Source organism: Streptomyces mirabilis, assembly GCF_039503195.1.
Taxonomy (GTDB): Bacteria; Actinomycetota; Actinomycetes; order Streptomycetales; family Streptomycetaceae; genus Streptomyces; species Streptomyces mirabilis_D.
The window spans coordinates 4,314,856-4,330,467 of sequence record NZ_JBCJKP010000001.1; the positions used below are offsets into that span (position 1 = coordinate 4,314,856).

At 69.0% G+C, this 15,612-nt stretch carries 11 protein-coding genes, 1 other RNA gene and 1 pseudogene; 4 read left to right on the forward strand and 9 right to left on the reverse strand.

Features of this window, described 5'->3' with window-relative positions:
• Positions 1-8: 8 nt before the first annotated feature.
• The 3 genes and pseudogenes from yicI (at position 9) to AAFF41_RS20055 (ending at position 6,254) form a co-directional block, all read left to right on the forward strand.
• Positions 9-2,287 (forward strand): annotated as a pseudogene (gene yicI / locus AAFF41_RS20045) (alpha-xylosidase).
• Positions 2,287-3,300: a LacI family DNA-binding transcriptional regulator gene (locus tag AAFF41_RS20050; RefSeq protein ID WP_319747526.1), complete on the forward strand. Its 1,014-nt coding sequence runs from the start codon at positions 2,287-2,289 to the stop codon at positions 3,298-3,300. The pseudogene yicI and the gene AAFF41_RS20050 overlap by 1 nt, the downstream one beginning before the upstream one ends.
• An 11-nt stretch (positions 3,301-3,311) precedes the next feature.
• Positions 3,312-6,254: a glycoside hydrolase family 3 protein gene (locus AAFF41_RS20055; RefSeq protein ID WP_343324363.1), complete on the forward strand. Its 2,943-nt coding sequence runs from the start codon at positions 3,312-3,314 to the stop codon at positions 6,252-6,254.
• Between the two features lie 6 nt (positions 6,255-6,260).
• Here AAFF41_RS20055 and AAFF41_RS20060 read toward each other — a convergent pair whose 3' ends face one another.
• The 7 genes from AAFF41_RS20060 to ftsE form a co-directional block, all read right to left on the reverse strand.
• Positions 6,261-7,664 carry a hypothetical protein gene (locus AAFF41_RS20060; protein WP_343324364.1) on the reverse strand — a complete coding sequence of 468 codons (1,404 nt, stop codon included), beginning with the start codon at positions 7,662-7,664 and terminating at the stop codon, positions 6,261-6,263.
• 78 nt (positions 7,665-7,742) lie between these two features.
• On the reverse strand, positions 7,743-8,513 hold the full coding sequence (locus tag AAFF41_RS20065; protein ID WP_343324365.1) for a hypothetical protein: 771 nt from the start codon (positions 8,511-8,513) through the stop codon (positions 7,743-7,745).
• A gap of 141 nt (positions 8,514-8,654) precedes the next feature.
• Positions 8,655-9,042: a transfer-messenger RNA gene (gene ssrA / locus AAFF41_RS20070) on the reverse strand.
• A 104-nt stretch (positions 9,043-9,146) separates the two neighbouring features.
• The gene (gene smpB, locus AAFF41_RS20075; RefSeq protein WP_054229635.1) at positions 9,147-9,689 is read right to left on the reverse strand and encodes an SsrA-binding protein SmpB; all 543 of its coding nucleotides are present in this window, start codon (positions 9,687-9,689) and stop codon (positions 9,147-9,149) included.
• Between the two features lie 69 nt (positions 9,690-9,758).
• Positions 9,759-10,925 (reverse strand): S41 family peptidase, encoded by a 1,167-nt coding sequence (locus AAFF41_RS20080; protein ID WP_319747518.1) that lies wholly within the window; start codon positions 10,923-10,925, stop codon positions 9,759-9,761.
• Between the two features lie 67 nt (positions 10,926-10,992).
• Positions 10,993-11,910, reverse strand: coding sequence for a permease-like cell division protein FtsX (gene ftsX, locus AAFF41_RS20085; RefSeq protein ID WP_319747515.1), 918 nt, complete (start codon positions 11,908-11,910; stop codon positions 10,993-10,995).
• Between the two features lie 31 nt (positions 11,911-11,941).
• Entirely contained in the window at positions 11,942-12,631 is a 690-nt protein-coding gene (ftsE, locus tag AAFF41_RS20090; RefSeq protein ID WP_054229632.1) for a cell division ATP-binding protein FtsE, read from the reverse strand.
• A gap of 367 nt (positions 12,632-12,998) precedes the next feature.
• Between ftsE and AAFF41_RS20095 the strand changes: the two genes are divergently transcribed.
• On the forward strand, positions 12,999-13,190 hold the full coding sequence (locus AAFF41_RS20095; RefSeq protein ID WP_054229631.1) for a hypothetical protein: 192 nt from the start codon (positions 12,999-13,001) through the stop codon (positions 13,188-13,190).
• 211 nt (positions 13,191-13,401) lie between these two features.
• On the opposite strand, the gene AAFF41_RS20100 is transcribed toward AAFF41_RS20095, so the two are convergent.
• Together AAFF41_RS20100 and prfB are read right to left on the reverse strand one after the other, a co-directional pair.
• Positions 13,402-14,016, reverse strand: coding sequence for an LPXTG cell wall anchor domain-containing protein (locus AAFF41_RS20100; protein WP_319747513.1), 615 nt, complete (start codon positions 14,014-14,016; stop codon positions 13,402-13,404).
• Positions 14,017-14,329: 313 nt separating this feature from the next.
• On the reverse strand, positions 14,330-15,436 hold the full coding sequence (gene prfB, locus AAFF41_RS20105; RefSeq protein WP_054229629.1) for a peptide chain release factor 2: 1,107 nt from the start codon (positions 15,434-15,436) through the stop codon (positions 14,330-14,332).
• Positions 15,437-15,612: the final 176 nt, after the last annotated feature.

Below are 15,612 nucleotides of genomic sequence, written 5' to 3' on the forward strand. Positions count from 1 at the left end.
GTGTGGGCGTGAAGTTCACCGACGGCTACTGGCTGCTGCGGGAAGGCGTCACCGCGGCCCACCCGGTCGAGGTCCTCGACGTCAGCGCGTCCGACGGAACCCTCGACATCCACGCGCCGACCCAGCCCATCCGCCACCGCGGCGACCTGCTGAAGGGACCAGTCGTGACGATCAGCGCGCACGCGCCGATGCCGGACGTCATCGGCGTCACGTTCACGCACTTCCAGGGCGAGGAACCGCGCGGCCCCCGCTTCGAGCTGCACAGGCGTGTCCAGGGGTCCGGGGTCCCCCGGAAGAACACAGCACCCCCACCGTGGAGTACGACGACGAGCACGCGACCCTCACCGCGGGCGCCCTGTCCGTCCGGGTCGCCCGCACCACCCCCTGGCACGTCGACTTCCTCGCCCACGGCCGCGTCCTCACCACCAGCGGCCCCAAGGGCATGGGCATCATGCGGGACGCGGCCGGCGCCCACTATCTGCGCGAGCAGCTGAACCTCGGGGTCGGCACCCAGGTCTACGGCCTCGGCGAGCGCTTCGGCCCGCTCGTCAAGAACGGCCAGGTGGTGGACATGTGGAACGCCGACGGCGGCACCGCCACCGAGCAGGCCTACAAGAACGTCCCCTTCTATCTGACGGACGCGGGCTACGGCGTCTTCGTCGACCACCCGGGCCGTGTCTCCTTCGAGGTCGCCTCGGAAGCGGTCTCCCGGGTCCAGTTCAGCGCCGAGACACAGCAGTTGACGTACTACGTGATCTACGGGCCGACCCCGAAGGACATCCTGCGCACGTACACGCGGCTCACCGGCCGCCCGGCCCTCCCGCCCGCCTGGTCCTTCGGCCTGTGGCTGTCGACGTCCTTCACCACCTCCTACGACGAGGCCACCGTCACCTCCTTCATCGACGGCATGCGGGAGCGCGAACTCCCGCTCTCCGTCTTCCACTTCGACTGTTTCTGGATGCGCGAGTTCAACTGGTGCGACTTCCAGTGGGACCCGCGCGTCTTCCCCGACCCCGAAGGCATGCTGACCCGGCTGAAGGACAAGGGCCTGCACATCTGCGTGTGGATCAACCCGTACATCGCACAGCGCTCCCCGCTCTTCGCTGAGGGCAAGGCCCTGGGCCATCTGCTCAGGAAGCCCGACGGAAGTGTGTGGCAGTGGGACCTGTGGCAGCCGGGCATGGCGCTGGTCGACTTCACCAGCCCGGCCGCCCGCGACTGGTACGCCTCGAAACTGGAGGCACTGCTCGACCAGGGCGTCGACTGCTTCAAGACCGACTTCGGCGAGCGGGTCCCCGTCGACGTGGCGTACGCCGACGGCGCCGACCCGGAACGCATGCACAACTACTACTCCTACCTCTACAACCGCACGGTCTTCGAGGTGCTGCGCAAGCACCGGGGCGAGGCGGAGGCCGTCGTCTTCGCGCGCTCGGCGACCGCCGGCAGCCAGCAGTTCCCGGTGCACTGGGGCGGCGACTGCGAGGCGACGTACGCGTCGATGGCGGAGTCGCTGCGCGGCGGGCTCAGCCTCGGCATGTCGGGCTTCGGGTTCTGGAGCCACGACATCGGCGGCTTCGAGGGAACACCGACACCGGCCCTCTTCAAACGGTGGATCGCCTTCGGGCTCCTCTCCTCCCACAGCCGACTGCACGGCTCGTCCTCCTACCGGGTGCCGTGGCTGTTCGACGAGGAGGCCGTCGACGTGCTGCGGCTGTTCACCCGGCTGAAGCTCGGCCTCATGCCCTATCTGTACGAGGTCGCCCGCGCCGCCCACGCGGAGGGCGTGCCGATGATGCGGGCGATGGTCCTCGAATTCCCCGACGATCCGGGGTGCGCGCACCTGGAACGGCAGTACATGCTCGGCCCGGACCTGCTGGTCGCGCCGGTGTTCAGCGACGAGGGAGACGTCTCCTACTACGTTCCGGACGGCACCTGGACCCACTACCTCACGGAGCACACGGTGACCGGTCCGCGCTGGGTGCGCGAGCGGCACGGCTTCCTGAGCGTGCCGCTGCTCGTGCGGCCGGGCGCGGTGATCCCGGTGGGCGCGGTGGACGACCGGCCCGACTACGTCCACGCCGACGGGGTCACGCTCAGGGCGTACGGCCTGGAGCGGGGCGCCCAGGCGACGGTGCGGGTCGGCGATGTGACCTTCACCGTCGTACGGGAAGGAGACACGCTCCGGGCGTCCTGCAGTGATCCCTCGGCACCCTGGGGGCTGGCCTCAGGGGAGCGGACCGCGCGGGCACGGGCGGGGACCGGGTTCCTCACGGTGGAGCCGGCCTGATGGTGAAGATCACCGATGTGGCGCGGCACGCCGGGGTCTCCCCCAGTACCGTCTCCTACGCCCTCAGCGGCAAGCGCCCCATCTCCGAGGAGACCCGCCGACGCATCGAGGCCAGCATCCGCGAACTGGGCTACCGCCCGCACGCCGGGGCGCGCGCCCTCGCGAGCAGCCGGTCCAACGTCCTGGCCCTGGTGGTACCGCTGCGGGCGGGTATCCATGTGCCGGTGGTGATGCAGTTCGCGGTGTCGGTGGTGACGGCGGCACGGCAACACGACCACGACGTCCTGCTGCTGACGCAGGAGGAGGGCGAGGAGGGGCTGCGGCGGGTCGCGGACACCGCGCTGGTGGACGCGCTGATCGTGATGGACGTCCAGCTCCACGACCCCAGGCTGCCACTGCTGCGCGCCCTGGACCGCCCCTCGGTCCTCATCGGGTTCCCTGCCGGGCCCGCCGGGCTGACCTGCATCGACCTGGACTTCAAGGCGGCGGGCGAGCTGTGCGTCGAGCGGCTGGCGGGGCTCGGGCACCGGGTCGTGGCGCTGGTCGGGTCGCCGCCGGAGGTGTACGTACGGGGGACGGCGTTCGCCCAGCGCGTGGTGGAGGGCTTCACCGCCGCCGCCGACCGCAATGGGCTGGCGTCCTCCGTCCACCCCTGCGAGGCCTCGCCCGCCGCCGCCCGCCGGGTCGCCGAACAGCTCCTGCGCGAACAGCCGGCGCTCACCGGCGTCGTCGTGCACAACGAACCGGTCCTGGAACCGCTGATCGACGCCTTCGAGCAGCTCGGTCTGCGCGTGCCCCTCGACCTCTCCGTCACCGCGATCTGCCCGGACGAGCTCGCCGAGAACGTCCGCGTCCCCGTCACCTCCGTCGCCATCCCGTCCACCGAGGTGGGCGCGCGGGCGGTGGAACTGCTGATGAAGAAGCTGGGCGGCACCGACGTACCCGAGGCCACGCTCCTCGCACCCCGGCTGACGGAACGCGCGAGTACCGCACCGCGCACGCTGATCTCTTGAGGAGCCGTGACATGAGGAAAGGCAAGAGAAGCAGGAGAAACAGAGGAAGCAGGACAAGACAGCGGGCCTCCCTCGTCCTGGCGCTGGCGCTGACCGCCGGTCTGACAGCCACCGTTCCGGCAGGGGCGGACGACCCCGCGTACGCCTTCCGTGACCCCCGCCTCCCCGTCACCGAACGCGTGAACGACCTGCTGGGAAGGCTGACCCTCGACGAGAAGGTCTCCCTCCTCCACCAGTACGAGCCCGCGATCCCCCGCCTCGGCATCCAGTCCTTCCGCACCGGCACCGAGGCCCTGCACGGCGTCGCCTGGCTCGGCAGGGCGACCGTCTTCCCGCAGGCGATCGGTCTCGCGTCCACCTGGGACCCGGCGCTCATCCAGCAGGTCGGCTCGGCGGTCGGCGACGAGGCGCGCGGCTTCCAGCAGGAGCGCCCCGACGGCTGGGGCCTCAACCTGTGGGCGCCCGTGGTCAACCTGCTGCGCGACCCGCGCTGGGGACGCAACGAGGAGGGCTACTCCGAGGACCCGTATCTCACCGGTTCGATCTCCACGGCGTACGGCGAGGGCCTGACCGGCGGCGACCCCGACCACCTCAAGACGGCCCCCACCCTCAAGCACTACCTCGCCAACAACAACGAGGTGAACCGCGCGACCACCTCCTCCGACCTGCGCCCACGCGTCCAGCACGAGTACGACGAGGCGGCCTTCAGACCGGCCGTCGAGGCGGACGCGACGACGGGCGTGATGGCGTCGTACAACCTGGTCAACGGCCGCCCCGACACGGTGAACCCGGACCTGGACGACGTCGTACGGACGTGGACCTCCCGAGATCTCCTGAACGTCACCGACGCCTTCGCCCCGGGCAACCTGCTCCCCGGCACCCAGAACTACTACGACACCCTCGCCGAGGGCGACGCGGCGGCGCTCAAGGCAGGCATCGACAGCTTCACGGACAACAACGGCGACTCGGCCCCGACGACCACGGCCGTCAAGTCCGCTTTGGGTACGGGCCTGTTGAAGGAGTCGGACGTCGACACGGCCGTCTCCCACATCCTCGCCGTCCGCGTCCGGCTCGGCGAGTTCGACCCGAACGGCGGCAGGTACGGCTCGATCGACCAGTCGGTCATCAACAGTCCGGCCCACCGAAAACTGGCCCGCGAGGCGGCGGCAAAGAGCGCGGTCCTGCTCAAGAACGACGGCGTACTGCCCCTGAAGGCCTCGGCGAAGAACGTGGCCGTGGTCGGTCCGCTCGCCGACACCCTCTACACGGACTGGTACTCGGGCACGCTGCCGTACGCGGTCACGCCCGCCGACGGCATCGCCACCAAGCTGGGCGCCTCGGTGGGGAGCAGCGAGGGCGTCGACCGCATCGCGCTGAGGGACACGGCGACGGGGAAGTACGTGACGGCGGGGGCGTCTCAGGCCGGTGGAGCCCTGAAGGAGAGCACCGAGACAGGGGTGTCGGCCCAGTTCGACGCGTTCGACTGGGGCTCCGGCATCGTGACCCTGCGCTCGGCCGCCAACGGCAAGTACGTCGGCTACAACTGGTCGAACTTCGTCAACGACCAGGTCCAGCCCAACGGTTGGTACGTCCAGCAGCAGTTCGAGCTGGAGCGGCAGGACGACGGGACGTACCTGCTCCGGTACGCCGGATACGAGACCACCGAGTCCTGGTGGTCGAACCCGGTCTACCTCGGCCCGACGGGCCCCGACGGCACCCTGGGTCTGGTCGAGAAGTCGGCGGCCGCCCACTACTCCAAGGATGTCGTCCGCAGCGGCGTGGACGAGGCCGTGGCCGCGGTGCGGGGCAAGGACACGGCGGTGGTCGTGGTCGGCTCGATGCCCGCGATCAACGGTCGCGAGGCCCACGACCGTACGGACATGGGTCTGGCCCCGTCGCAGGAGGCCCTGGTCAGGGCGGTGCGCGCGGCGAACCCGAAGACGGTCGTGGTGGTGGAGAACAGCTACCCGACCACCCTCGGCACCCTCCAGAAGGAGGTCCCGGCCCTCCTGTGGACCACCCACGCGGGCCAGGAGACGGGCAACGCGCTCGCCGACGTCCTCTACGGCGACACGAACCCGGCGGGCCGCCTCACCCAGACCTGGTACCGGTCGGCATCGGACCTTGCCTCCATCCTCGACTACGACATCATCAAGTCCGACCGCACCTACCAGTACTTCAAGGGGCGGCCGCTCTATCCGTTCGGCTACGGCCTGTCGTACACGACGTTCCGCTACGGCGCGCCGAAGAGGGTGGACGGCGGCTACGAGGTGGCGGTCACGAACACGGGCAAGCGGGCGGGCGACGAGGTCGTCCAGCTCTACACCCACCAGCGGGCATCGAGGGACAAGCAGCCCCTGAAGCAGCTGAAGGCGTACGCGAGGGTGTCCCTGAAGCCGGGCGAGACGAAGACGGTCCGGCTGAAGGTCCGGGCGAAGGACCTCGCGCACTGGGACGTCACCCGCTCGCAGTGGGTGGTGGAGAGCGGCACGTACGACATCCTGGTCGGCGCCTCGTCCGCCGACATCCGCTCCCGGACGTCATGGACGGTACGGGGCGAGACGATCCCACCCCGGGACCTCACGAAGGTGACCCGGGCGGAGAACTTCGACGACTACTCCCCCGGTTCCGTCCGACTGGTCGACGAGTCGAAGGCGCGCGGGACGGCGGTGGGCGCGACGGCCGACGGGGCCTGGCTGAAGTTCTCGGACGCCCGACTTGGTTCTGGAGTGTCCGAGTTCGGCGCACGCGTCGCCGGATCGTCCGGCACGGTCGAGGTACGGCTGGGCTCGCCGACCGGCCCGCTCGTCGGCACCGCTCGTACGGGCGGCACGGCATCCCCGTACGACTACACGACGGTGACCGCCGCCCTCACCGGCGCGGCGAAGGGGCGTACGAGCGTGTATCTGGTGCTGAGCGGGGGTGTGCGGCTGTCCACGTTCACCCTGCGCTGAGGCGGGTCAGCCGGCCTCGATCAGGTGATCCACGTCAAAGACGTGATACTCGCCGTACCCGAAGCGCTCGCCGATCGCCTTGTACCGATCGTACTGCTCCTGTGTGAGTGGCACGGACAGGGTGTTCAGGACGCGGAGGAACAAGCGGAACCCGAGATCGGGATCGATCCGGGTGACCACGTGTTCCAGCGCGTCCATGACGTCCGTGGCGGGAACAGGATGCCAGTGGGGGCTGACGACCTTGTCCACCACGGCGGGCGCCGTCTCCCGGACTTCCCGCAGCACCGTGTCGGCGAGTTCGGTGCGGGCGGGCGCCACGACGGGTGTGTACGCGGGGGCGGCCTCCCTCAGCCGCTCCCGGCACACGTCCGCGATCAGCCGAAGCCAGTCCCGGCCGTCGGTACTTCCTGGCCTGTTCGAGGCCCCGGCCCACAGGGCGGTGACCGCGGCGTCGGGCAGCGCGGACCGCAGCAGCCGGAGCGTGTCCTCCAGGAGGGCGGCCGCCGCGGAGCCCGGGGTCTGCCCGATGTCGCCGCCCTCGGCTGCCTTCCGGATCTCCTCCCGGCTTTCACGCCAGTCCTGGTGGGCCTGCCCGGCGAGGTGGGAGAACCCGAAGTCCCAGGTGGCATCGCGACGGGCGGTGTCGATGGGCGGCCACGCGATGTCGAGACCGAGGTCGATGAGCGCGGCGGGGTGGCTGAGCCTCTCGCCGAGCGCTTGGAACCGGTCGTACCGCGCCTTCTCGATCCGCACGGAGTACACCTTCAGCGCACGGAGGAAGAGCCGGAAGCCGAGATCGGGATCCACCCGGGCGGCCACCTCTTCGAGGGCCGACAGGGTGTCGGGGGAAGGGAGGGGACCGCCCGACCGCTCGCGACAGGACCGTGTCTCCGCGATCCCCGCGATCTCCGCGACGACGTCGTCACGCACTGCGTCGCCCGCCGGCCGCCAGGTGCCCCACCACGAGGTAGGTGCCGGGCGCCGCCCGGGGATCTTCCGGGGCGGGCGTGCGGCGCAGATCTCGTCGATGCGCCGCAGCCAGTCACGGGCGCTCATGCCGTGTGCCGCGGGATCCCACCCTCCCCCGGCGGCGGCTCGCCACACGGCCCGGATCGCCTCGTCCGGCAGCGGGGACTCGACGAGCCCGCGCACGTCCTCGCGCAGCTCGTCGGCGTACCCCCAGTCGTCGTGGCTGGTGTCATAGCCGAGGATGCTCCGCTCATCCGCGCTGAGATGATCGACGCTGCCCACGGGACACTCTCGGTCATACGCGTCGAGCTTCGCCGTGACGAGCCCGAGTGCCGCGCCGGTGTCCTCCGGAGCGGGTGAGAGCGTGAACGCCTCGGCCAGCCCACTGAGCCCGAAGTCCGCGTCGTAGTCCACGTAGTACGGCTCCTGCCGTCCCGTCACAGTCGTCCCCTCCAGCCCTTCAGGTCTCTCACGGCGCACACGAACCGCACGTCACCGGTCGTCGTGTTCGGCGGACGTTCACACCCTCCGGTCCCCCTGCCAGGTGACCGACGTCATGGCGGCCGTACCGCGGTTCGCCAGGCCTTTGTAGGTGACCTTCCGGGCGGGGCCGAGCTCGTGCGCGACACGTCTCGCCAGCTCCGTCCCTTCGTGGAACAGCCGCTCCCACTCGTCGTCGTACTTACCGTCCTCCCGGTCCCGCAGGTCCAGGTTCACCGTGGCGTCGATGCTCTTCGCCCACGCGTACAGATCGGCCACCAATTCCTCGGACAGATGGAGACTGCCGACAGGACCGTCCGGCGCGAAGTCTCCGAACCCCTCCGCGCGGAGCGGGTACCACGTGAACTCGCCCTCGACCACGATGTGGAGCGGGTGCGGGGGCTCGCCGTGCTCCTCAAGGGCCCAGTCCAGGCGTCCGCACCCCCAGCACACGAACTTCGCCCCGCCCTGCCTCTCGTCCCAGTACCGCACCACCCAAGCGGGTCCCAGACGCCTCGCCACCGCCCGGGCGATCTCCAATCCCCGTTCGACGTACCTCCGCATGTGCCGGCGGGACGGGAAACCGTCCGATGGGCGGGACAACGACCAGGAACACAGCGCATCCGCCAAGTCCGCCGGGAGGACCAGCCCGTCATCGTCCAGCGGGGCGTTACGGGTGAAGGCGCCGAGGTCCTCGTGGTCCTCGGGATCCGCCGGCCCGTACAAAGGAGACGGCTCGCCTCCGGCTCGGACGAGCAGGTACTGGGGTTCGTCGTGGATCAAAAAGCGTGCTTCCCGTTGTTCCGCCATGAGTTCCTCGCGAGGTGTTCGGGCGGGTGAGACGTGCCCACGTCCTTCAGCTGGATGATGACGCATGACAAAGGCCCCGCCGCTCGAAAGCGACGAGGCCTTTGCCCACATGGGATGTGGAGGTCCGGGAGGACCTCCTGATCGTGGAGATGGCGGGAATCGAACCCGCGTCCACCGGTGCAGAATCAGGGCTTCTCCGTGTGCAGTTCGCTGTGATTTTCTCGGCCCCGGCGATCACGCGAACAAGTCGCCGACGGGCCCAGCCACTGTTTGATTTCCCATCGAACCCCGTGACCGGGCTCGATGGTTTAGTTCCCTAGATTATGCCAGGGTCCGGGTCGGGAACACCCCCGGGCTGACACCCATTTAGGGTCCTTCAGTCGCTGTTATTAGGCAGCGAGGGCGAAGGACTGGGAATCGCTCTTGGAATTGGCGATTATTGGTTGCGACATATGGTTAACGAGATCATTGTCGCTTCCTCGACACGCTTCCCCTGCTTCGACAGCCGCTGTCGAAACCGATCATCCCCATGTTGTTTTTTCAAGCCCCTCCGAAGAGGGTTGCGCACCCGCTGTGAGGTGCAGTCCCATCGTACGTGAACAACGCACGTCGATGCCACCGTATTCCCCGTGGCTACTCGCCCCGCTGCTTCCGCTTCGCCGCCGCGATCGCGCGGTCCGACTCCCGGCGGTCCTGCTTCTCACGCAGGGTCTGCCGCTTGTCGTACTCCTTCTTACCGCGGGCGAGCGCGATCTCGGCCTTGGCGCGGCCGTCCTTGAAGTACAGGGCGAGGGGCACGATCGTGTGACCCGTCTCCTCCGACTTCGACGCCAGCTTGTCGATCTCCTCGCGGTGCAGGAGCAGCTTGCGCTTGCGGCGGACCGTGTGGTTGGTCCAGGTGCCCTGGCTGTACTCGGGAATGTGGGCGTTGTGCAGCCACGCCTCGTTCCCGTCGATCTGGACGAAGCCGTCGGTCAGCGAGGCGCGTCCCTGGCGCAGCGACTTCACCTCGGTGCCGGTCAGGACGAGCCCGGCCTCGTAGGTGTCGATGATCGCGTAGTCGTGCCGTGCCTTCTTGTTCTGCGCGACGATCTTGCGCTTGCCGTCCTTGGCCTTCGCGGCCCCTCCGCCCTGCTTGGGCTGGGACTCCTTCGGTACGTACATTCCCTTGCTCATAGTGCTGACCATTTTCGCACTACAGGGGGGTCCGGGGGAAAGCCGATTACAAGAGCGCCGAGCCGGTGGCTACGAAGGGTCGCCGAGACCGCTGAGTACGGTCTCCGCCCGCTCCAGGGCCTCCGCGTCCACCTCCAGGTCGGGGGTGATGCCCCGCCCGTCGACGGTGTGCCCGGCCGGGGTGCGGTAGTGGCCGACGGTCAGCTCGGCGACGGAGCCGTCGGGCAGCCGGCTCGGCATCTGGATCGAGCCCTTGCCGAAGGTCCTGGAGCCCACGACGACCGCACGGCCACGGTCCTGGAGGGCCCCGGTGAGCAGTTCGGCCGCGCTCATCGTGCCGCCGTCGACGAGCGCGACCAGGGGGCTGGTGGTGTCGCCGCCGGGATCGGCGTGCAGGGAGCGCTGCGCGCCGTTGACGTCGTAGGTGGCGACGAGGCCGCCGTCGAGGAAGGCGGAGGCGGCGGTGACGGCCTCGGTGACCAGTCCGCCGGAGTTGCCGCGCAGGTCGAGGACGATCCCGGCGTGCCCCGGGGCCTGCGCGACGGCGGTCCGTACGGCGTCACCGACGCCCTTGGTGAAGGCGGCGACCTTGATCACGGTGACGCCGCCGGGGAGCTTGCGGACGGTCACGGAGTCCGTGGACAGCCTCGCCCGGCGCAGCGTCTCGCTCCACGCGCGTGTGCCGCGCTCCAGGCCGAGGGAGACCTTCGTACCGGCGGCGGCGTCGTCCGCGTCCCCGCGCAGTAACGAGACGACCTCGGTGACCGGCCGGCCGTCCACCTTCTCGCCGTCGACGCTGCGCAGCCGGTCGCCCGTGCGGATCCCGGCGGCGGCCGCCGGCGAGCCGCTCTGCACCCGGGTCACCTCGATCCGGCCGTCACGCTGGCGCCGGGCCCACAGCCCCACGCCCGTGTACTGACCGTCGAGGGCCTCCTCGAACTCCTCGTACTCGCCCTGGGAGTAGACGGCGCCCCAGCGGTCCCCGCTGCGGCTGACGGCCCGCTCGGCGGCCTCCATGGGGGACTTGCCGTCGGCCATCGCCTCGGCGGCGGCGTCGGTGACCGTCTCACGGTGGGCGGCCGGGGTCGAACGCGCCGAGGGAGACGGGGATTTCCGGTCGGGATCACCGAAGGACCCGGTCGCGGCCCCCGCGACGAGGACACTCGCGAAAAGCAATGTCAGGGCGGCCCCGCGGCCTGCACGGCGGGGCTGGCAGAACAGGTCTCGGCCTGACATGGCGGTGAGTCTAGGACAACGCAAGGGGCCGTACCGCCGGTTGGCAGTACGGCCCCCTTGGCATGCGTCACACCTTCAGGTACTTGCGCAACGCGAAAAACGCCGCAAGCGCGGGCATCAGCAGACTCGTCGCGAGGATGAGCGGCAGCTTGGTGAGCACGGCGTCCCAGCCGATGAAGTTGATCAGATTCAGCTTCTGGGACAGCGCGAGGCCGTGATCGATGATGAAGTACCGCGCGACCAACAGGAACCCGCAGGCGACGCCTCCGCCGATCAGTCCGGCGACCGCGGCCTCCATGATGAACGGCGCCTGGATGTAGAACCCGGAGGCGCCCACGAGCCGCATGATGCCGGTTTCCCTGCGCCGGCTGAACGCCGAGACGCGCACCGTGTTGACGATCAGCATCAGGGCGACGACGAGCATCATCGCCATCACCGCGCGCGCGGCCCAGTTCATGCCGTTGAGCAGCCCGAAGAGGTTGTCCAGAATGCCCTTCTGGTCCTGCACGGACTGCACGCCGTCGCGTCCGTCGAAGGCGGTCGCGATGACCTGGTACTTCTGCGGGTCCTTCAGCTTGATGCGGTACGACTCCTGCATCTGGTCCGGCGTCAGGGAGCTGGCCAGCGGGGAGTCGCCGAACTGCTCCTTGTAGTGCTTGTACGCCTGGTCCGACGACTCGTACGAGACCTTCTCGACGACGCTCATCTTCTTGAGGTCGCCGAGGATCTGGTCCTTCTGCTCGGCGGTCACGGCCCCCTTGGCGCAGTGGGGGTCGGACTCCGCGTCACTCTTGTTGCAGAGGAAGATCGAGACGTTGACCTTGTCGTACCAGTAGCCCTTCATGGTGCTCACCTGGTCGCTCATCAGCAGCGAACCGCCGAACAGGGCGAGGGAGAGGGCGACCGAGACGACGACCGCGAAGGTCATCGTCAGATTGCGACGGAGACCGACACCGATCTCCGACAGAACGAACTGGGCGCGCATGGCGTCTGCTAAGCCTTTCCGTGGACCGTCGTCAGTGCTGGTAGCCGTAGACGCCGCGCGCCTGGTCGCGGACGAGGCGGCCCTGCTCCAGCTCGATGACGCGCTTGCGCATCTGGTCCACGATGTTCTGGTCGTGCGTCGCCATCAGCACGGTGGTGCCCGTCCGGTTGATGCGGTCGAGCAGCTTCATGATGCCGACGGAGGTCTGCGGGTCGAGGTTACCGGTCGGCTCGTCCGCGATGAGGAGCTTGGGCCGGTTCACGAAGGCTCTCGCGATGGCCACGCGCTGCTGCTCACCACCGGACAGCTCGCCGGGCATCCGGTCCTCCTTGCCGCCGAGCCCGACGAGGTCGAGCACCTGGGGCACGGACTTGCGGATCTCGCCGCGGGATTTGCCGATGACCTCCTGCGCGAAGGCGACGTTCTCGGAGACCGTCTTGTTCGGCAGCAGGCGGAAGTCCTGGAACACGGTCCCCAGCTGGCGGCGCATCTGCGGCACCTTCCAGTTGGAGAGGCGCGCGAGGTCCTTGCCCAGGACGTGCACCTGGCCGTGGCTGGTCCGCTCCTCGCGGAGGATCAGCCGCAGGAAGGTGGACTTTCCGGAGCCGGAGGACCCCACGAGGAACACGAACTCACCACGCTCGACCTCCAGGGTGACATCCCTGAGAGCGGGGCGGGTCTGCTTGGGGTAGACCTTGGAGACACTGTCGAATCGGATCACGGATGCACCACGGGTCGCCGGGGGTAGGTGAGCGTGACCATACGCGAACCGGGTGCACGAGCGCAGTCGCCGGTCAGGGTTGCGCGGGGGTTGTGCGGGGCTTGTGCGTTTTTGTACAGGTCTTTGGCGGGGCCCTTTTGTACGGGTCTTTGTACGGGCCCGTACGGCCCCCACCGGTCGGCAGCCGTGAACCCGACGCCGCCCGCCCCTCCGGAAGCGTCCGTTTCCCCGCCTAACCCACGGAGCACAGGGCAGGATAAGGCGAGCCGCGCCGTTTCCCGCGGAACCTGGCACAGTGGAAGGGGAACGGTTGCGTTCCCCGCAGCGTTATGTAAACGGCGGAGGATGGCGCAAGGAGGGCTAGCGCATGACGTACGACCGATTGGTGTGCGCGAACTGCGCGGCGCCCGTCAGCGAGGGCCGCTGCCCGGTCTGCCGCGCGAACCGGGAGCGGCTGCAGCAGGAGAGCCCCTTCGCGGGAATGAACCCGATGGCGCTGATCGCGCTGCTCGCCGTGCTGATCGCGGCGGTGGCGCTGCTGGCGCACCAGACGGTATGAGTCTCTTGAGAGCAGCGGTGTGACCTCGGTCACCATCTCAGGTGGTCACCATGATGATCGTCATGATGACCGTCACGGTGTTCTTCATGGTGGTCACCGTCCGAGACGGTCGGTCACCCTGTGAACCATCCCGAGCATCGCTGATGCGTCTGACACGAGAGGGGCCCGGAGCAGCTTGCTCCGGGCCCCTCTCGCGCTGCGCTCAGCCGCGTCAGGCAGCGGCGCCGCGGCCGTTCACGAGGCGCGGCAGCAGACGGAAGCCGATACCGCCCGCGATCATCGTGGCGGCACCGACCAGCAGGAACGCGGTCTCGGCGGCACCCGTCTCGGCCAGCTGTCCCTTCTTGCCCTGGGCGGAGGTGTCGGACGAGGTGTTCGCGCCGGTGTCGGTCAGACCGGAGGAACCCTTGCCCTGCTCGACGGGCTTGGAGCCGCCGTCCGGGTTGCTGTCATTGCCACCGGTGCCGGAACCGTCCGTCGGACTGTCCGTCGGGTCGGTGGGCTCGGTGGGGTTCTCGGTGGGGTCGGTGGGCTCGTCGGTCGGCGGCGTGGTGGTCGGCGTGGCCGGGCCGGTCGGCGTGCTCGGGATGGTGGGCGTCGTCGGGGGCGTGGTGCCCGGCTCCGTCGTCGGGGTGGCCGGGCCGCTGGGAATGCCGGTCTCGGTCGGGGTGGCGCTCGGGTCTCCGTCGGGGATCGTGACACCGATACCGACACCGCCACCGCCGCCGGAAGCCGAGGCAACACCCGCGGCAGTCAGCGAAGCACCGGCGGCGATCACCACACCGGCTGCTATGCGTGCCACGCGGATCCGCGTCTTCATGGTCATTTGCTTGCTACCCCCAGTAGCTGATCGTCAATGGAGCAGCGCCCGGGGCCACGGCGTCACAGGTGGCTCGCTCAGCCCCCCGGTTCACATGCGCCCCGGAGATACGCATGCCACGCGCCACCATTCCCAGTTTTCACAGCAACGTCAAGGTCGTTGCGTACGCGATGTCCGGATCAGTGACATTTGCCTGCCGTGCGGACATGTGACTGTGACGTAAAACCCAGAATTCCCCCACACAAAAGGCAACTGCCGCCCGATGGGCGGCAGTTGCCTTGTCGACAAAGAGGCATCAAGGTGATGTTGATACCTCGAACTACTTCTCCTGCTGCTTGCGCCAGCGAATTCCGGCCTCGATGAATCCGTCGATCTCCCCGCCGAAAACGGCCTCGGGGTTGCCGACTTCGAACTCGGTCCGCAGGTCCTTGACCATCTGGTAGGGGTGCAGGACGTACGAACGCATCTGGTTTCCCCAGGAGTTGCCGCCGTCGCCCTTCAGGGCGTTCATCTTGGCCTGCTCCTCCTGGCGGCGCCGCTCGAGCAGCTTGGCCTGGAGCACGTTCATCGCGCTCGCCTTGTTCTGGATCTGCGACCGCTCGTTCTGGCAGGAGACGACGATTCCGGTGGGGAGGTGCGTGAGGCGCACCGCGGAGTCGGTGGTGTTGACGCCCTGGCCGCCGGGGCCGGACGACCGGTACACGTCGACGCGCAGCTCGGACTCGTCGATCTCGATGTGATCGGTCTGCTCGACGACGGGCAGGATCTCGACACCCGCGAAGGACGTCTGGCGGCGCCCCTGGTTGTCGAACGGCGAGATGCGCACGAGGCGGTGGGTGCCCTGCTCCACGGAGAGCGTTCCGTACGCGTACGGGACGTGGACGGCGAAGGTGGTGGACTTGATGCCCGCCTCTTCCGCGTACGAGGTCTCGTAGAGCTCGGTCTTGTATCCGTGGCGCTCGGCCCAGCGCAGGTACATGCGCTGGAGCTTCTCGGCGAAGTCGGAGGCGTCGACGCCGCCGGCCTCGGCACGGATGGTGACGACGGCCTCACGGGAGTCGTACTCCCCGGAGAGCAGCGTCCGCACTTCCATCTCGTCCAGCGCCTTCTTGACGGCGACGAGCTCGGACTCGGCCTCGGCACGGGTGTCCGGGTCGTCCTCCTCCTCGGCCATCTCGAAGAGCACGCTCAGATCGTCGATACGCCCGCGCAGCGCCTCGGCCTTCCTGACCTCCGCCTGGAGGTGGCTCAGCTTGCTGGTGATCTTCTGCGCCTCGTCGGGGTCGTCCCACAGGGACGGCGCGGCCGCCTGCTCCTCGAGCACGGCGACATCTGCCCTCAGCTTGTCGAGGTCCAGGACGGCCTCGATCGACTCCATGGTCGAGGAGAGGGACTTGAGCTCTTCGGATACATCGACGACTGCCACGCCTCCAGCGTAACGGCTGCCGCAAGCGAGGCTCGCCCCTCGTCCGACGGGGGCGACGACCACCCCCACCGGCCCGCAGACAAAGACCCACCAGGGGGCTCGGGCCGAAGCCCCAGCCCCTCAGGGGCGCGGGGAACCGCACGATCAGCCCCCACCGGCCCGCGGCCGCACAACCC

Coding starts and splice junctions, on each gene's coding strand:
- AAFF41_RS20055 (WP_343324363.1), top strand. CDS start 3,312: ATGAGGAAAGGCAAGAGAAGCAGGAGAAACAGAGGAAGCAGGACAAGA.
- AAFF41_RS20095 (WP_054229631.1), top strand. CDS start 12,999: ATGACGTACGACCGATTGGTGTGCGCGAACTGCGCGGCGCCCGTCAGC.
- AAFF41_RS20065 (WP_343324365.1), bottom strand. CDS start 8,513: ATGGCGGAACAACGGGAAGCACGCTTTTTGATCCACGACGAACCCCAG.
- AAFF41_RS20050 (WP_319747526.1), top strand. CDS start 2,287: ATGGTGAAGATCACCGATGTGGCGCGGCACGCCGGGGTCTCCCCCAGT.
- AAFF41_RS20080 (WP_319747518.1), bottom strand. CDS start 10,925: ATGTCAGGCCGAGACCTGTTCTGCCAGCCCCGCCGTGCAGGCCGCGGG.
- ftsX (WP_319747515.1), bottom strand. CDS start 11,910: ATGCGCGCCCAGTTCGTTCTGTCGGAGATCGGTGTCGGTCTCCGTCGC.
- AAFF41_RS20100 (WP_319747513.1), bottom strand. CDS start 14,016: ATGACCATGAAGACGCGGATCCGCGTGGCACGCATAGCAGCCGGTGTG.
- smpB (WP_054229635.1), bottom strand. CDS start 9,689: ATGAGCAAGGGAATGTACGTACCGAAGGAGTCCCAGCCCAAGCAGGGC.